Genomic DNA, 17,736 nt, shown 5'->3' with positions numbered 1-17,736 from the left:
TAATTATATATTTTATATTTTTTTAAAAAGTGCTGATTTCTGATCATTACCATCACCATCCGCGGCAGTAAGAAAACGTTCCATAAAAATATCCCTCTCAAATAAGCGACCTTTCATCAAAGTACTAATTGCAGCATTTATCATCATCGGCGGACCGCATAAATATGCTTTCAGGTCTGCAAATTTTCCATGAAAATATTCATTTGCAGCTTCGTGCACAAATCCACGATACCCAGCCCAGTTATCTTCATCGGAAATATCACTAAGAGCTGGAATATACTTAAAATTTGAGTTATTTTTTTCTAGGTTTTCAAATAAATTCTGGTTATATAATTCGGCTTTGTTACGCGCACCTTGGCAAAGCGTAATTTTTCGCTTATCCGATTTCGCCAACAACTCTAGAATCATTGACTGAATACTTGACAACCCCGACCCTCCGGCAATAAAAAGTAAATCACCTTGTAATGAATCACGGACAAAAAACTGTCCGTAAGGACCTGATAAGGCCAGCTCATCACCAATACATAAATTGCTGTGTATATATTCAGTAGCTAATCCACCGTCAACCAATCGGATATGTAACTCAATGTCCTGGGTGTCTTTAGGCGTATTAGCCATTGAGAAAGCTCTCGCACCATCTATACCCGGAATATTAAGATTAATATACTGACCAGCTTGAAATTGTATCGGTTTACTTAACCTAAGATGAATCCCTTTTATCGTCGGTGATAGATCAATAATAGACGTTACTGTAGATACATAATCATTTACCGCGTACCCAAGAAAATCCTCGTCGACATCAATATCTGCCTCTATGGTTACGTCGCTCGAAACCGTTGCACAACAAGCAAGAACTTTCCCCTCGTCCCTTTCGACATCCATCAACGCAAATGGAGATGCAGCACCTACATCAACATCGCCATCAAGGACCTGAACTTTACACGTTGCGCATGTCCCGTGCCCACACGCAAATGGGAGCCAAACACCCTGCCGTAAAGCTGCTTGCAATATAGTTTGACCTTCCTCGACGCAAATTTGGTCTCCAGTTGGCTGAATCGTAACGTTATAACTCATTTAATTATTCCTTTACGTCGCCGAACTGTTTAACCCGTTTAACTCGGGTGTTGTAATCGTTAGTAAACTTTTATGATCAATTTTATTTTCCCGTAAACTAAGCTCCATCGACGCATTAAAATCGTTTCCATTCAACAACCACGTTGCCGATTCAAAATTAATTTTTCCAGAATCGGGATGATCTTTAATTGCAGGCAGAAATGTATTCGTTAACATTGACTCAAATGACATCTCTGGGTCTACCAAAAACGCAAATGACGCGCAGAACATCAAATGATTCTTCCAGTAAATATACATCAATTGCATTCCATGAAATTTATCAACAGTATCCATAGGCTCGGCTGTATATTCAGATATCGCTTTTACCGACACAATAAACCTCCAATTTATTTTTGATTATTAAGCAACATTTTTGCTGCCTTATTTCGACCCGTTATTCTTAATTTCCTGCCACCGCTTTTGATCTGGGGATCCATCGTAATCTAGGTTATCCTTACCAAGATTTATGTTGTAGTAATTCGAAACCACTTCAGAAACGTTACTTCCGTCGCAATTTCCTTGATATATTTGATGTACTGGAAGCCATGCTTGAATATATTTTTCTGGCTCATCATTGAAAATATCAGCGCAGCCATCCGAGCAAAAATGGTATCGTTCTTCGTTATATTCGACTTGACGCAGACTTAGCACAGAAGGTGATTCATGCTCAGTAAATATCGCTGGTATCTGGCATACCTGACATAACTGAGGCAAAGTATCATTATAAAATCGTTCTCCTTCCTTCTGTTTCCTATCCCAGTATTCAAACCGTGGACGATAGTATTTATCGAAGCTATCTGGATATTTTTCCGCTAACCATTTCATCTCGGATTCGTCAGGCATCCATGTATGGAAATTGGTCGCTTTACTATATTGGTAAAAAGTAGCCCATGCTTGATGACTGATATGATTCTTAGCCGCATTGGCTACATCTTGATATTTAGGTGGACGTATTCCATAACGCTCTAGATCTTTAAACAGCGCACCGCCACTTTTTTCATAATAGGTTTCCCAGGCCTCCGCCCACGACATAACTTTGTTTGGCAACATATAATCCATCATCATCCCGACAAGGCTTAGTAACCTAAATCCGCGCCAAAACCATTTATCAATCCATTTTTGAATTATCGGTACATTATCCTCGTGCTGTTCAAGAATAAATTTAATAACCTCCAAACCTAATGTCATATGCCTAGCTTCATCTGACTGCGCTGAAAATCCAAACGTTACTGTAGCCATATCTCCGTTGTAAGCTGCACCTGACATAAATGGCACAAATAATAAGTTTGTAAGCACATACTCAAACGAGAACGAAATTGCCGTTAGAAATTCAAAGGGGCCGGCCGAACGAGCGTCATCAAAAAACGATTTGGGAACAGAGAGGAACCAAACTCGATCATGCATATGAGCAGGATCGTGCAAACCGTTAAAGTGTTTATTGTAATGGCTCATCGCGTGTTGTTGCGTTTGAGAATGCCGTAGCTCATCTATCGCCTGCATTTGACATGCTACTCTTGCCCCTGCGCCGCTAAACTGACGACCGACTTTCGCATAACCTTGAAACGCTGCATATTCAAGCGGAGAAACTCCACTTAAAAATAATTTTAATGCATTTACATACCTAGCATCAGAGATATTCTGATGCCCATTATTCTGTGCAAACGCGTCAAAAATCGCATATAATTTTTTTTCCTTTTCGGCCTGATATTTCCAGTATGAATCCATTGTCAGACGAAATGGATCCTCCCATTTAGACCAATCTTTAATTTTAATACCTTCAAAGTCTTCTTCAGGAAAAATATCTTTTTTATCCTGGTACGTTGGTTCCCATGCCATATCACGCGTCAAATATTGGTATTTATCTTTCAGATTTAGTTTTCGATTTTTTGCGCTCATTATTATTTCCTTTATTTCCATTGCAGAATGAAATGATCGTCATCTTCTTCAACGCCACCACCAATACTTATGACATCAATCAACATCTCCTGAACATCCCATTGCCGACCTAACTTTTCTTCCATCGTAGTACGATTAATTACAAGTTTTTTTTCTGCTTCAATTCTTATCATTGCTGGTTCATGCTGTATTTCAGCATGCGGATTATCTTCTAGTATTGCCTCTACTAGGTATCGTGCACTGTCATTATCCTGTAACGCTATAAATACTTTCTGCGTCATTTCGATTCCCCTGAAACAATTAACCCGAATTTAGCTAGACGACAATTTAAGTCACTTTCAATTTCATTTAGACTTTCAACGCAACCAATTTCATTTGCCAGATTTAAAAATGTATTTTTTATTACAGGAATCCATAACTTGGTCCAAGACTCCATTAATATTTTATTTTCGTCATTTTCAGCGTACACAGTTTTACACATTGCGTTTACCCAGCGCTGCGTCTCTTTATGCCAATCTCTCATAAACTCAGTTAACATCGATAAGCAAACACCACCATCTTTCTGAATAATTTTGTCGTATACTTCGTATACAAATGGGTACATAAACCCATCAATAAGTAAGTTTTGAACAAAACTCAGTTCGAACCAATCGTCGATAACAAGCGTATCTTCAGCTAATTTCCTTAATGGCTGCAGCAACGGATCATTCATCCAATAGTCTTTTGATTTGTCTAATCCCTGACCAGTTGCGCCATCGATCATTAGCGCTATTCGTGATAGATACTGCCCCATTCCCAATCTATCCATAGCAGTAAAAATATGCATTTGCGCCACAGTTGCAGCAACAGCATCACCCGCAATTTTACTATTGTTCATATTTGCAGCGAGCTCCATATGGCGAAATGGAACCAGCAATCGCAATAGATCATTTTTTAAATTTTCATTTAAATTCTCTACCACATTATTTTTATCGCAAAAACTAAAATTACTTTCTGCTACTTCCTGCATCTTTGCACGATTAGCTACGTAACTTCCGTAATAGTATTGCCTTGGATCTGTGACTGAGTACCAGTCAACCATTTTTATATTAGTTCTTGCATTATCATTAAGTGTTCTCTGGGGATCCCAGAGCGGCTTGTAATGAAAATTAATTTTTGCTTCGATATCAAAACTGGCCTCCTGATACCTTGTAGCCGGTTTATCTCCGAATCTGCGCGCTGTATGTCCGTAAGTATTCCTAATTGGTTCGATAGCAAGCGTTCGTATTTCAACAGCCATATATCCCTCTTTATTATCAATTAATATTTTTCAGAATTTAAATTTAATAACGGTATTTCTATCGTTATTTATCACCGTATCGCCACTTTTTTGATTCCAGATCTATTTTCTTAATTGTTTCTTTATCCATATGAATTACATTATTATTTTCACAGAATATCGCGAAAGCATCACGAGGTAATATCAGCTCCACAAATAGCTCTGGATGACCAATTGCAAAATCAAACTCGACAAACCTAGGGTCACTTTCGTCCTTAATTCGAACATAACGTTTGATGTCGTGAAAATTTTTGTAATCATCCAAAATGCAAATCCTTAAACTGGTAACTATTGGGACAACAGCAATCTTGATGCCAAAGACTCGCATCCGAGACAATAAGTAGCTAAGTCATTGAATATATTAAATATATTAGATTAATGATTATTTGAATACCGTTGTATGGGGACGGGTTTTAACCACACAATATTAATTATATGGTTAAGTTTTATGAGCACTAGACCAAATGATCACGACATTTTTAGAGATGAGTTTTATCATTACTCACGGTTATCAATGTTATCTGATTTGAATTCTTGACATCGATCGGGAAGATCATGGATATTTACGTGGATAAAATTTTTATCAAATCTTTTGATTTATACACAAACTAAGTTACATATTTTTAGGGAAATGGTGTTACTATCGCTTCGTCTAAACCAATATATTTTTCCGTTTACTACATATAAAAATATTTTATTATCTGTATTTTAATTTTAATAATGCAATCTTTGAAGACATTCCTAAAAACACAAATTACATCTTAAATCAATCCTCCAAAGTAAGGAGTATTGATAACCATTATTGTTATTATAGGTGTATCCAGCACACCTAATTTAATGCTATAAATACTATTGTTGATTGGCAACCCTCCAAACACGCACTTTATACACTCACAATAGAATAATTATATTGAGATTTAGATAATGGCAACCTTCTCAACTCTGCCCTCTGTAAGCTATACAGATATACAGGACTTAACTGATCAAATTCGGTTTCAAGGTACTGAAGGGAAAATTTGGTTTGGCGAACAACGCGTAATGCTGATGCAAGTTAGCTCAATGGCAGCGTTTCGTCGCGAAATAACAAACGCAATGGGAATCGAACAAGCAAAAGGTTTTTTCTTACGCCTTGGTTACCAATCAGGTTTACGTGACGCAGAACTCGCTCGGAAACTTAGGCCCAACAATAGCGAGCTAGATATTTTCTTAGCTGGTCCCCAGCTTCATTCCCTAAAGGGGATGGTGAAAGTAATCCCTCTAGAAATAGATATAGATCAAGATAATCGCCATTTTTATGGCGAACTAGAATGGGTCGATTCATTCGAAGTAGAGATTTGTCAAACTGAGCTTGGTTTACTTGATGAACCAGCATGCTGGTCTCTATTAGGATATGCTTGTGCATATGCATCATCTTTCATGAAACAAGAAATATTGTTTCGGGAGATTAGTTGTCGTGGTTGTGGAGATGAGAAATGTATAATAGTAGGGAAACCTGCGGACGAGTGGGATGACGCAGATTCATTTCGAGGCTACTTTAAGGCCGATCCTACCGTTGGAGAATTATATGACCTCCAATCTGAGCTTAATTCATATAATCACTGCATTAATAATCAAGAAGAACAATACTACGGAATTGGCCAGTCGCTGTCGTATAAAAAAGTCTGCAAAATGATAGATAAAGCGGCCCAAGGAAAAGTTACCGTATTATTATTGGGTGAAACAGGCGTTGGTAAAGAAGTAATCGCTCGAAGCGTGCATGTTCGCAGTGAGCGGTCAGATAAACCATTTATTGCAGTTAATTGTGCCGCTATACCACACGATTTAATCGAAGCTGAGTTATTCGGCGTTGAAAAAGGAGCTTTCACAGGTGCGAATCAATCACGAGCAGGTCGATTCGAACGCGCCAACGGTGGAACGATATTTCTAGACGAAGTTATTGAACTTACACCAAGAGCTCAGGCAAGCTTACTTCGAGTCCTTCAAGAAAACGAACTTGAAAGGGTAGGCGACAATCACACTAGAAAAATTGACGTCAGAGTTATAGCTGCTACGAACGAATCTCTCGCAAAAGCTGTCGAGGAAGGGCGATTTCGCGCGGACCTTTATTATCGATTAAACGTTTTCCCAGCTAGTATACCTGCGTTGCGAGAACGCATTGAAGATTTACCACTGCTCGCGGAACATTTCTTAGAAAAATTTCATCGTGAATACAACAAACGTACTCTTGGGCTGTCTGACAAAGCACTACAAGCTTGTTTGCATTATAAATGGCCTGGAAATATTCGCGAATTGGAAAATGTTATAGAACGCGGAATAATACTCACTGATAACAATGATATTATCGATCTCGAATCCTTATTTGCTATAGCGCCAGTTCAAGATAATACAAAAGACAATATAATTAACACAGAGGGTAATTTAGTATCATCATCTAACTATTCCCAGCAGCATTGGGCTGACCAAATTTTTGACAACAACTTGAGCTTAGACGAAGTCGAAAATATTTTAATTAAATCTGCGATCGAGAAATCTAACAAAAGTATTTCTGGAGCTGCACGCCTTCTAAATATGACTCGCCCAACTTTAGCTTACAGGTTAAAAAAAGCGAACTTACTCTGCCAATAATTAATTGGTTTCTATTTATAACTATAACTTATTTTTGCAAGCAATAAGGCTTTAATTAATTCAGTCATTGGCGTAGCTACATTATGCCTTTTACCCCGCCGTATAACTGCCCCACTTATTGCTTCAATTTCAAGCTCTCTTTCTTTTTCATAATCAATTAACATAGATGTTTTAATCGGATCAAATCCACTTATTAAATTATACATTTCATCGATATCCCTTTTACTCAACACAACGTCATCATATTTTGCTACTAACGCTGTCTCCTCCATTATTGAATATACTAATTTAGAGAACGTTTTTTCTGATGTTAACGCACGTGTATCTAATTCCGTTAATGCTGACAATGGATTTACGCTATTATTTATTAAAAGTTTTCGCCAAAGCTCTTTCTTTATATCATTACTTATACTAATTTTGATATTTGAATTAACTAAAGCATTATAAATATTTTCTGTTATATCAGTACCAATTGGATTCTTATTAATATTTGGCCATGGGCCAAGAACAACACATGCATCACCTTGCGCCACAACAGCTCCTGGCCGCGTTACGCTACCGCCTATTTTAACAACTAAACCACCAATTGTTCTTTCAATACCAACGACCGTGGATATAATATCCTCATTTTCTACACCATTCTGTAAAGATAATATCGGACATAACCCTTTTTTAGCCCAACTCCCGATTACATCAAATACCTCAGCCGTAGTCGTACTTTTTAATGTAATTATAATTAAATCAAAATCAGAACAATGATATCCTTCTAATAACTGGTTAATAGATACAGCGTTGACCTTATCGTCGAAAAAAAAGTTTTCATGAGAAACCATGAGTTTATTATTCTTAATTTCATCTAAATGCTTTCCTCTTGCAACATAAACTACATCGTTCCCTGATACTTGTAATTTTGCTCCGAAATAGCATCCGACACACCCTGCACCAATTACCACTATTCTCATCAATTAAGTCCTTAATTAAATTTTATTATCAATCCGTCCAAAACTATTTTAAAGTCAATTTTTATACTGTAATTTTTTCGAAAATTCCCTATATTTTATAATTTAATTACATTCGCGATCTATGATTTAACCATGCGACGGCACATATCGGCTAAATCTATATTAATCGGCATAATATTCTGGAACTTTGGTTATGTCTATAATCGATTTACTGTTATATCAATTTTAACAGATGGATCGCCGGATATACGTATCCAGCAGAACTTTATCAGATCAGCTATATTCGAAACGGGCCCATTCACGTAAGACCTTCTCATTATATCTTCGAAAATGGATTTCAGCCTACACTAATACTGACGACGCTAACTTTAGTCGCGAAAGTCGCATGATAACCGGCCTTGCCTCCAACCCACCAACCGCACCTTCTAGTTTTAGAATCCACCTTACTCTCCTGCTTGGATCGCAGTCGCCATTTAATAGTGAATAAAGTTAAGCACTTAAACAATCATGGTAATAAATGGGTAATCCGGACAACGCATGGAAATAGCTTTACAGGTAGCGACAAGTTGAGGCATCAGTATTTAACATGTATGCGTCCGGTTTATACCTAGTGAATACTATTATAACTATCCGTCTATTTTGTCATCATAAAACGGTGAAATGAGTATATAATTCATCCAGTTATCAGAACAATATTTTAATTGGTGCTTTACAACTTAGTGACTCTGAATTTACAACCATGTGCATCGAGTCATAGCTAACAGAGGTAAACCATCATTGATTGCGGCTTAATGTTCTATTTTGAACCGCAGATAGCGATGTTAAGGCAAGAAATACGACAAGCGCCGTAATTGCAAATCCACACGAGCACACGTTAAGAACAGTGTAAGCATTGATGACCGCCCTGATGCTGTGGACAACAACTCCCGAATTGGTGACTGGGAAATAGACACAATGATAGGGCAATTGGACTGGTAACTGCGGCTCTGACTATTCCACTGATGACCTACTGGAAGACAAAGGCATTAACAAAATTTCTTCACAAGTACGATATTTTACGAAATTAAGCAGGATTTTTAACGATAAAAAACGACTTATCAAACTGCATGATTGCGATCATATGAAATACATATCGGAGAGTTCGCGCAGAAAATTTCCTGAAATTGTTCGCACCAGCAATAATTTTTTCTTCCTCTGGGTGGGTTAGCCGTAAATACGACGACGTAATAATTTTGGAGCTACGACTTATTACTATTTTTTTCACTGGTAGTTTCGCCACATCACGCCATTCTTCTAATGACTCAGTATTTTTTGGGCAGATTATTCTTATAGCCCATCGACTGACCGGAACTATACCCGCTGATTCAAGCCGGTTAATAAACCTGACTAATGTTTTCGGATCCGTAACACGAATTCCGGAGTTAGATGTGGTCACATGACGCAAGTAAAAATTGATCAAGTTGAGCAATGCCCGCCTGTCTTTTCCTTCACTCACAAACTGTTTATTGAGCAGTTTAATGATCAACTCTGCGTCCTTTTGTTCAGCCGCTGAATTTAAACGAGGAGGAAGAAGGACAATATTAAACTTTTCTCTGCTAGATCGATTTTTAGTGATTAGCCGCGAATTTCCTTCACGGGTTTTGATACCACGCAATGACCGCCCATTCTGAATCCAACAACTCAATCTGTCTTCGCTTATACCGTACTTATGGGACAGAACTGTTTCTGGAGCACCAGCCTGGTACTCTTCAAGTATCATGTACGCCTGATCATGACTAGCCATAGAAATGAATTGATCGGGATAATCAACACTCACTCCTGTATCAAGTTCACATGGGTTATCAACTGATTCGAAGTTCTCATCGATTGACGGCATTGTGGTTGACGCAGCAATTTTATGTACATCCCCCCCGAACTTACGCATTCTTCTAGTAACATTGCTGGCACTCAACCCCGTCATAGAAACCAGTTGATCTCTGGTAAATTCATATCTGGCTCTAGATAGCTTCAACCCAATTAACAAATCCGAGAAATGCAAATAACTGTGAAAGGTTACAGAAGGGTCGTTATGACCAGCAAAACAGGCGAGCGCCCAGTATCGGCGAAGTTTCTCCCCAGAACTTCCAACGATAGCCCTATATATCGCTTTAAGCTGATCTACATCAATACCCATAACTATGGATGCAGTCTCCCACTCTTGTTCTATGACTAACTGCAGGTTTGACAACGCAGTATGACGAAAACTGTGAAACACAAGGTCAGTCAAACCGGATATATCTCTAAGCAATGTGCCTACAAAGTCTGATATAAACCGTTTATTCCACGGGGTATATTTATCGGAACTTGGATAGAAAAGTAACTCTTTTGAACTCTCTGAATATAAACGACGATTCGTTACATAGCGCCTAAATCTATCCCATTCGCTATTCGACATCAGTACCATTGCTGGAATTTTTCGTATACTCGAACTCGATTTATTGTTCCCATAAATATTTTCACGTACAAATACCCAGCCCTCCGCAGAGTAATCGATATCACAGAGCCTTAACTTGCAAATTTCACTGACTCGCAATCCTAACCGATATGCCATAACGGTCATCAGTTCGATGTCCAATTTTTCGTTATCAGTCAAATTAGCGCTACGTAAAACGGCCTCCTTCACCGATACGTACAATCCATATCCTATATAGGATGCATGTACATATTTAGCCGGCTTATCTCCAACTCCGTTACCATCAACAATTGCAGGCAGAAATTTAAATCTTGTTACGCAAAAATTATGTAGGTCTTGAAACCTGCCAGCCCTATAAACGCGGTTACTTGGTTTTGTATGATTTCCCAGTACGCTTTCGTAGTACTCTTCCCAATCGTTTGAATCGAGTTCCATATAATCGTTATTTGTGCTTCCATCAAACCAATATTTCGCAACCTCATAATGATAGCGGCTGACAGTGGACAGGCTGTTTGATTTTTCTTGTAAATGGTGAACATACCAATCCCTTAGTGTTTCTCCTGCGATACTCCACTCACTCACATCGATCGCTAAGAGCTCTTTTTCTGCCTGCCCACCCGTTCGTTTACGTAAACCTTCGCCAGTCAATTTTACAATGGTAGCAAGGCGCTGAAACTCAAATGAAATCATTTTCTGATTTGCGAAAGGCTCACGTTTACGTGGTCTGCCGTGCTTCTGATAAACAGGCGCCAAATTATAGCGATCTTTGATAATGTATTGCGTCTGCATAACAGCCCGCCAGGCGTCAACTGGAATACTCGTCGTTAAGATCTTACCGCACGCTACGCCAACAAGTGCGGCACTTATGTCGACATTATCCAATTGTTCGGACACAGCAGCCCCTGACATTACCATCTCGGCAGTTGAGCTAGTTTGCCACGGTGTAATGCCCATTTTTTCCAGAAGCATATTTATATTTTTTAGAATATTCCCGACTGTATAATCAGCAGCCTCTAACTTTCGGTTTTTATCAAACTGGGAAATCATTCCCAAGCTGATCGGATCGCAATACCAGCGACGCCATAACTCAGTCTGCCCCTCAGAGTAGACATTCGCTATTTCCTCTTTCTGAACTTGAAAGTAGACACAGTAGAGTACTTGCCCTGCAATTTGGACTCGTGCAGGTCGACCGCCACTCATCAGGAACCGGCAAAATCCACGAACTGAATTGAGATTGTTTAACCCGCCAAATAAGATTGCGGATAGCAACACCATATGCATGTAATCCTCGTCACCTAAATGACGAAATAAATCAGGATAGCGCATTGCCTCCAATAGTGCGCTCGCTATTCTCGCTGCTTCTGCGCTATAGCCATGCCTCTCTAATGTCCTATGCTGGGAATGCCTCCGGAGCTTTATGGTAGGGTTTGGCAAAGGAAGAGACCACCTCCCCTCTTTGTTACCGATTTCGACATGCCGAATTAACCGGTTTTTAGCGACTGTCCGGTGCGCCATTTGCGGGAACATTTGATTTATTAGCACCAACAGTTCCGCGAGCTCGGCTTTGTATCGCAACTCATCGACGGGACACGCATTTAACGATTGTAACGTCGATAAAATTAGCCCATCTGCTTTTAATTCAATACTCGCCCGCCGGTCAGTCCGATTTTTGGACCTAATTACTCGACCACCTAATCTGGACAATGAACGCCCTCGCTCTACTTATCAATTAACTCGTTAGATTACCGCTGCCAACCTTCGATAGCCGCGATACCAAGCTCCGAGAGAATGGTTTGCATGACCACCTCTAATTGTCGTAAGTCGGCAATACTTAACCCACTCCATGGCCCAAATGCTTCCTCACCAAAGTCTGAATGCCCCATCCAAGCATTTACGACATCGCCAGGAACACCATTTTCTCTAAGCTTCGATCGCATAAAATGGCGCTGCCAATTAAGCGCAAATGGCCACTTGTCGTTCAACACCGGCGTCAATATAGAGGGCCGGAGAGTCGTCAGTTTACCGTTACTGTCAAACATCGATAAAAATGGATTCTCCCCGTGAACTGACTGAATCAAATATTCAGCCATTGGAGGCTCATACGGTTTTAAATAGTAAGCTAACCTTTCTATGTGGCGTATGGTGGCTTCTATGACATCCACTGCAAGCTGGGTCAGCGGTACCGTTCTAGCCGCCAATCCATTGTGGCTTTCTTTATCGCTTATCCACAGTAAACGGCGAATAAGATCAAAGTCCTTGATATTTTCCAGTGGACTGATAACCGCTCGATATCCAACTGCGAGGCAGAGAACCTCATATACATACAACATGTACGCATTATGGAACGATTTGTAATCTTTAGTTTTGAATGTATGGTGTGCAGCCACTGATTTGGCTAAATGTTTGAACAAGCTTTTTATGTGCTTTACATCAAATTGGGTATTGCTGCCAATTAGCGCATTTTGACTTTGTATTTCCGACGGGTAACTTCCTTTGACATCAGCCGCGCCCATGAGCTCGGCAACCCAATCTCTGTATTCTTTGACAATTCGTTCAGGCACTATTGCGTAATAATATAATGCTGGACACTGATCTGGCGTTTCACCGCAGATTAACGATGCATCAGCTGGATCATCAAGTCGGCGTCTCATTTGGCTCCGCAAAAAACCACAGAGCCGCGGGATAGTTAGTCGCAAGTTGTACTCGTTATTCAGCGACCCAAGAAAGCTTTTCAGCTCCGCCTCAAGTGAATCGTAGCCCTCAGGCCCCAGCCCTCTCAACCCCCGCAATGGCTCCAATAAACAGTGTGGCAGCCGCAATGTTATCGTATTCTTCACCTGTTTTAACAATTGTGGCGCTTTACCCGCACCGATCGGGGAGGGCAAAACCAACCTAAACTGCAGGCCCACTCGATCCCCACGAAACAAAATAGTGTCAATACGTTCCTTTGCACTGGCACCCCCCATATTGATGACCAAGGATTTTGCCCTATCGGTTGACCTCCCTGCCAACAACATGAACAATCCAAGCGCAGCAGCCTTATTTGTATTCAGTTTCGCTGCAGCGGCTTGCACAAATGTGGTGGCCTCAAACCACGTAAGCACCCCCCAATCGCATGGATTAGCCATATTGCGCATCGCGATTCTATTTACCATCGTGCTTGCACGAAAGTGAGCAAGTACTCGCGACCGATTTATGCTTTTTGGTAGTACCAGTGCGGGTTCAATATACTTTGTGCCGATCGGACGATCGCGGTTTAGCTCCGCCGCCGCTATAGATCCATGTCCACCCTTGCCCTTTTCGATCCAGTCAAGAAATCTTAACTTGTCATCTTCTAGCCCCACGACTGGCGCCACAGAAACAGCAGCCTGGTCACTATCATTAGCATCCCCAGCCCCTCCACGCCGCCCGTCGCCGCCAGGTAAAAGTGTCTTAGAATAATGACCGAAAAGGGAGTAGATTTGACCAATGAACTGTTTTTCAGATTTAGCTTGCCCCAACCTCTTCTTGGCCGCCTCTACTTCTGTAATATTATTGGCTCTGCTCGCGGAATTACGCTCATGCGTACTGACCAATTGCTCTGCCTGATTGATATTCTCACTTAATATGGTCATCAGCTCAGCAAGTGCAGCATAGGTATCTTCAATTGGCTGGTTAAACTCAGGCAATAGGCTATACATCCATTGGTAAGCCGCCGTCGTCATTAAGCGTACTCGCCGGGCGCCCTCTTGAATTATGCCCTGATAGCCCTCTTGATCCGCTTTATTAAGAGCAATGCATGCTAAGAGTGACCACGCGGTTATGCGCTCATGCTTTTCCGTGTCAAAGAAATCATCCAAAGGGCGAGCGCAAAGCATGCAGGATACTATGCAAGCCTCCACCTTTTTAATGGTCTTTATACTCTGCAAGTGCGAATTTAGTATTCCATTGCTAGGCAATTCAGCGGCGCCATAGGCTGAAAGCGCATCGACTCCCTTATCGTCCGGCGGCGCGCCAAACTCCCCAGCCGCCAATCGGGTTAAAAGGCTGGCACCATAAGCCAGTACGTCCTTCGCAATGCGACCTTTGAGCTCTGCCGTTTCGTTAAGGGTCGCTAGCTCAGACTCAATCATCCTGCGCAGCTTCTTTCAGGATAGCCTGTAGTATCGTCAGATCAGTTTCCATTGATCCAGTCCGTTTCTCACGGATCTGCGATCTTCCGACATTAGCAAATTTAGCCAATTTACTGAGAGAAAGTGCCCCCACCTCAAATAGCTTCCTTACCTTCGGCTTATCGAAATGATTGCCCACCGCCTTATAAAGGCTATGTAAGCCATCCTGCCGATCCAAGCTATACATCAGTGATTTTAGCGAAGAAGCTTCTGCAATATTTGCCACCACCTCGGGTGATGGCATCTCGTGAATACAGAAAAGTGCACGATCAAGGTTGGCATTCATTACTAGCGCAACCGAAGCAAACCCTCCAAAAAACTCAAAACTTCCTTTCGCCTGATTTGTTGTACTCCGCCGAACATGGATAGGCTCCACTGACTGGAGCAACGCTACCAATGCCGGCGGCAGATTACCCACGAGTTCAAATTGCCGATCTAAATCGCGCCAACACCGCCAGGCAGCCCTTGCTGACGGATGACAAATTAGCTTTGTGCTTTTCGATGAACGCCACTGTAAAGTTGAAGCGTATTCCATTACGAAATTGTCCTGCACGTCGCCACCAAACGAGTTGATTTACATACAATGCAGATTCGTAAATTTTAATGCAGGTGTCAAGTTGTGCCTTATACAGCACGATTAAACTTTAACAAATGCGCCGAAAATAGAAAGGCACAGTCAAATATAACTTAATCACCTTTAAAACACATACTGAGAAATGACAAAAAATTTCAATAAATACAGATAGTTATTATTAATATTAGATTAATGTAACGAGAGGTTTAATACAGGAGTTGCATCCGGAGGGCAGCGCTCTATCCAGCTGAGCTACGGGCGCAAAATGGGTATTTCACGAAGCGCGACACTATAACAGAAGGGGTTTCCCTCCTCAATGTACCGCGACCAATATCGGCCAAAATCCCATCTGTGACCAAAACGTGACCATTTTGTGACCAAACCAAATTTCAAGCATACGAAAAGTCCAAATTTTTGGCCGCTGCCCTAGGTGACCAAATTTAAGGACTAATAACAAATCTACAGACCTATCTGCTTCTAAATTTATAATCGGTACATACAGCCTTACTATCGCCGTCACAACAAATAGGGATCGCGAAGTACTTACTAACATAAATCTCAGATTATTGCGAAATAACGCGGGCCGGACTCTATCGACGGTCATCATGGCAGCCCAGTCAGGAGATCATATAGAGGTGTCGGCCGATGAATTGATACGGCTTATCTCTAGCACCCAAGATATCGCGCCCAGAGGGATTGGTTTTATGGCAGCACTACAGAGAAAATAAGGTACATTTGTTGAATTGCTTTAGACTACTTCTTTACTGACTCAGTCATTGGCCTCCAAACTATAACAACATCCTGTGATATGGAGAATTTATTAAGCTTGCTAAACCAGACGGAATGTAAGGGAAACTCTCTACGCAGTAAGCTACTCGCGGATATTTACCGAAATTGCCTAAAGTACCAAGGGCATCATTTATTGATCGTTTCAGACTTGGTCAAAACCCAAAACTGGTTACCACCTTTCCCAAACGCACTTCCAGCGCCAGCGTACCCAGAGTTAAAAAAAAGCATTCCATTTGCAGCCACGACGCCACCAGCATCCATCGCGCCGCCATTTGCCGTCACTCCATTTACGGTTTGCGTTTCTACAGTCGAATCAAACTCCCAAACCAGCTCGCCGTTTTCGACAGAAAACGCATAAATAATACCATTCAGTCCAGGCGCCAGGATTGCGCCGGGAATACCTGTTATTGCTGCGGAAAAATTGACTTTACAAACTTCATCGTCGCCGCAATTCTTAGCAACAGGCGAACTCCATATTATCTCTCCAGTCTTCAGATCGAGGCGATTTAGCCCAGGCTTATTTTCTTCGGAAGATGTTTTCCATGAAAAAGGGACGGCCACGTCTGAAATAGGGACATAAACATTACCAGTGTCTGCTGCCATTCCCCAGTGAATGCCCCCTAACAACCCGCCTTTACTCAGTCTACGCTCCCAAACCAGTTGTCCGTTAAGCTCCGGATCCAGTGCGTAAACTATGCCCGACTTAGCTCCGGCTAGTATCCAGTCTTTCCCATCAGAGTCGGCTACAATAATCGGTGGCGCACCAAAATCGAAGTCGTGATTTTCTTCTTCTTTGGGACAATTAATTCCAAAAGGTCCTAGCGGGCACGCTACGTTCCATGCATCCTTAGGCCATAATTTCTGCTTCCAGACTAGTTTCCCAGTTTCCATGTCAATGGCAAGAATAGCGTTGGATAGGCCAGTTAATGGGAGAGTATAGTCTTGGCCCGTACCCACATAAATCAACTTTCGCTTTGTATCTATTGTGGGCGCGCTCCATATTGCCGCACCGGCGGGACCATATTGCTTACCGCCTAGTATATTCCTGCCCATGTAGGCTGCTGGCTTTGTGACTGTATACGTCTTCCAATTTTCTTTCCCAGACGCCGCATCGAGAGAAACCAGCGACCCTCTAAATGTACAACAACCTCCCCAGGGGTTTACTGCAGTTCCAACTTCCTTAGAGGAAACCGGTATAAATATATCCCCCTCGTAGTAGACAGGCGACCCAGTTATCACAGCGTTTTTGTGGGTTTCAACACGTTTTTCCCACAACTGAGTTCCGCTTATCGCATCGATTGCATAGACTTTTGCATCGTCATTCGCAACAAATACCATCGGGCGTTTATCTCCACTTGGCTGTGTAACCTTGGCCACAGTCACTGCGGCACGGATAGATGACGATGTCTGGAATTTCCAAAAGCCGCACCCCGTTTTGGTATCTAGGGAAAATACCGTCCCCTCCTGACTTCCGATGAAGACAGCTTGATCAGTAATTGCTGGAAGAGAACGCGGCTGATTCGTGTCTTCGAAACCAAATGTCCAAGCTACTTTTAATGTCTGTAGGTCCTCCAATGACAACCCAGTTTCACTATAGCTGTAGGTACGCTGTTGAGTGAGATCTCTACTCCACCCGGAGCTCAGGATGACCAAGTCAGACTGTAGCTTATGACTACAAGATTTGTACTGAGTTTGTGCCAGCGTCTCAACTGAAAAGAAACCAAGAATAATGCAAAGGAGGATAGAAGCTACCAGTTGATCCCGATACGTCATAATTGTCGTCCCACCTTTGCATTTCATTGAGCTCGGTATTTAAATTTTCATCTGTAGCTTCTTCAAAATACACTAGCGGCATT

12 protein-coding genes and 1 pseudogene are annotated in these 17,736 nt (G+C 41.4%); 2 read left to right on the top strand and 11 right to left on the bottom strand.

Going from position 1 to position 17,736, the window contains the following annotated elements; translation table 11 throughout:
- Nucleotides 1-12: 12 nt before the first annotated feature.
- From O9X78_RS15355 to O9X78_RS15330, 6 genes are all read right to left on the bottom strand, one after another.
- On the bottom strand, nucleotides 13-1,074 hold the full coding sequence (locus O9X78_RS15355; protein ID WP_269620612.1) for an NADH:ubiquinone reductase (Na(+)-transporting) subunit F: 1,062 nt from the start codon (nucleotides 1,072-1,074) through the stop codon (nucleotides 13-15).
- A gap of 12 nt (nucleotides 1,075-1,086) precedes the next feature.
- Nucleotides 1,087-1,446, bottom strand: a complete 360-nt coding sequence (locus O9X78_RS15350) for a phenol hydroxylase subunit P4 (protein WP_269620611.1) — start codon at nucleotides 1,444-1,446, stop codon at nucleotides 1,087-1,089.
- Between the two features lie 48 nt (nucleotides 1,447-1,494).
- On the bottom strand, nucleotides 1,495-3,009 hold the full coding sequence (locus tag O9X78_RS15345) for an aromatic/alkene/methane monooxygenase hydroxylase/oxygenase subunit alpha (RefSeq protein WP_269620610.1): 1,515 nt from the start codon (nucleotides 3,007-3,009) through the stop codon (nucleotides 1,495-1,497).
- A gap of 11 nt (nucleotides 3,010-3,020) precedes the next feature.
- Nucleotides 3,021-3,290, bottom strand: coding sequence for an MmoB/DmpM family protein (locus O9X78_RS15340; RefSeq protein WP_269620609.1), 270 nt, complete (start codon nucleotides 3,288-3,290; stop codon nucleotides 3,021-3,023).
- The gene (locus O9X78_RS15335; RefSeq protein WP_269620608.1) at nucleotides 3,287-4,288 is read right to left on the bottom strand and encodes an aromatic/alkene monooxygenase hydroxylase subunit beta; all 1,002 of its coding nucleotides are present in this window, start codon (nucleotides 4,286-4,288) and stop codon (nucleotides 3,287-3,289) included. Before O9X78_RS15335 ends, O9X78_RS15340 begins: the two co-directional genes overlap by 4 nt.
- 64 nt (nucleotides 4,289-4,352) lie before the next feature.
- Complete coding sequence (locus O9X78_RS15330) at nucleotides 4,353-4,592, bottom strand: phenol hydroxylase subunit (protein WP_269620607.1); 240 nt, start codon at nucleotides 4,590-4,592, stop codon at nucleotides 4,353-4,355.
- A gap of 659 nt (nucleotides 4,593-5,251) precedes the next feature.
- On the opposite strand from O9X78_RS15330, the gene O9X78_RS15325 reads away from it, so the two are divergent.
- Nucleotides 5,252-6,952 (top strand): sigma-54-dependent Fis family transcriptional regulator, encoded by a 1,701-nt coding sequence (locus tag O9X78_RS15325; RefSeq protein ID WP_269620606.1) that lies wholly within the window; start codon nucleotides 5,252-5,254, stop codon nucleotides 6,950-6,952.
- Nucleotides 6,953-6,963: 11 nt separating this feature from the next.
- On the opposite strand, the gene O9X78_RS15320 is transcribed toward O9X78_RS15325, so the two are convergent.
- On the bottom strand, nucleotides 6,964-7,914 hold the full coding sequence (locus O9X78_RS15320) for a ketopantoate reductase family protein (RefSeq protein WP_269620605.1): 951 nt from the start codon (nucleotides 7,912-7,914) through the stop codon (nucleotides 6,964-6,966).
- An 825-nt stretch (nucleotides 7,915-8,739) separates the two neighbouring features.
- Between O9X78_RS15320 and O9X78_RS21035 the strand changes: the two are divergent.
- A pseudogene (locus O9X78_RS21035) lies at nucleotides 8,740-8,880 on the top strand (IS30 family transposase); the annotation flags it as partial.
- Between the two features lie 97 nt (nucleotides 8,881-8,977).
- Here the strand turns inward: O9X78_RS21035 and O9X78_RS15315 are convergent.
- The 4 genes from O9X78_RS15315 to O9X78_RS15300 form a co-directional block, all read right to left on the bottom strand.
- Complete coding sequence (locus O9X78_RS15315) at nucleotides 8,978-11,692, bottom strand: tyrosine-type recombinase/integrase (protein WP_269620604.1); 2,715 nt, start codon at nucleotides 11,690-11,692, stop codon at nucleotides 8,978-8,980.
- 416 nt (nucleotides 11,693-12,108) lie between these two features.
- Nucleotides 12,109-14,478, bottom strand: coding sequence for a hypothetical protein (locus O9X78_RS15310; protein ID WP_269620603.1), 2,370 nt, complete (start codon nucleotides 14,476-14,478; stop codon nucleotides 12,109-12,111).
- Nucleotides 14,471-15,052: a hypothetical protein gene (locus O9X78_RS15305; protein WP_269620602.1), complete on the bottom strand. Its 582-nt coding sequence runs from the start codon at nucleotides 15,050-15,052 to the stop codon at nucleotides 14,471-14,473. Before O9X78_RS15305 ends, O9X78_RS15310 begins: the two co-directional genes overlap by 8 nt.
- Before the next feature lie 954 nt (nucleotides 15,053-16,006).
- Nucleotides 16,007-17,653: an outer membrane protein assembly factor BamB family protein gene (locus O9X78_RS15300; RefSeq protein ID WP_269620601.1), complete on the bottom strand. Its 1,647-nt coding sequence runs from the start codon at nucleotides 17,651-17,653 to the stop codon at nucleotides 16,007-16,009.
- Nucleotides 17,654-17,736: the final 83 nt, after the last annotated feature.

The organism is Zhongshania aquatica, from assembly GCF_027257955.1.
Taxonomy (GTDB): Bacteria; Pseudomonadota; Gammaproteobacteria; order Pseudomonadales; family Spongiibacteraceae; genus Spongiibacter; species Spongiibacter aquatica.
This window is presented reverse-complemented; position numbering and strand designations above follow the sequence as displayed.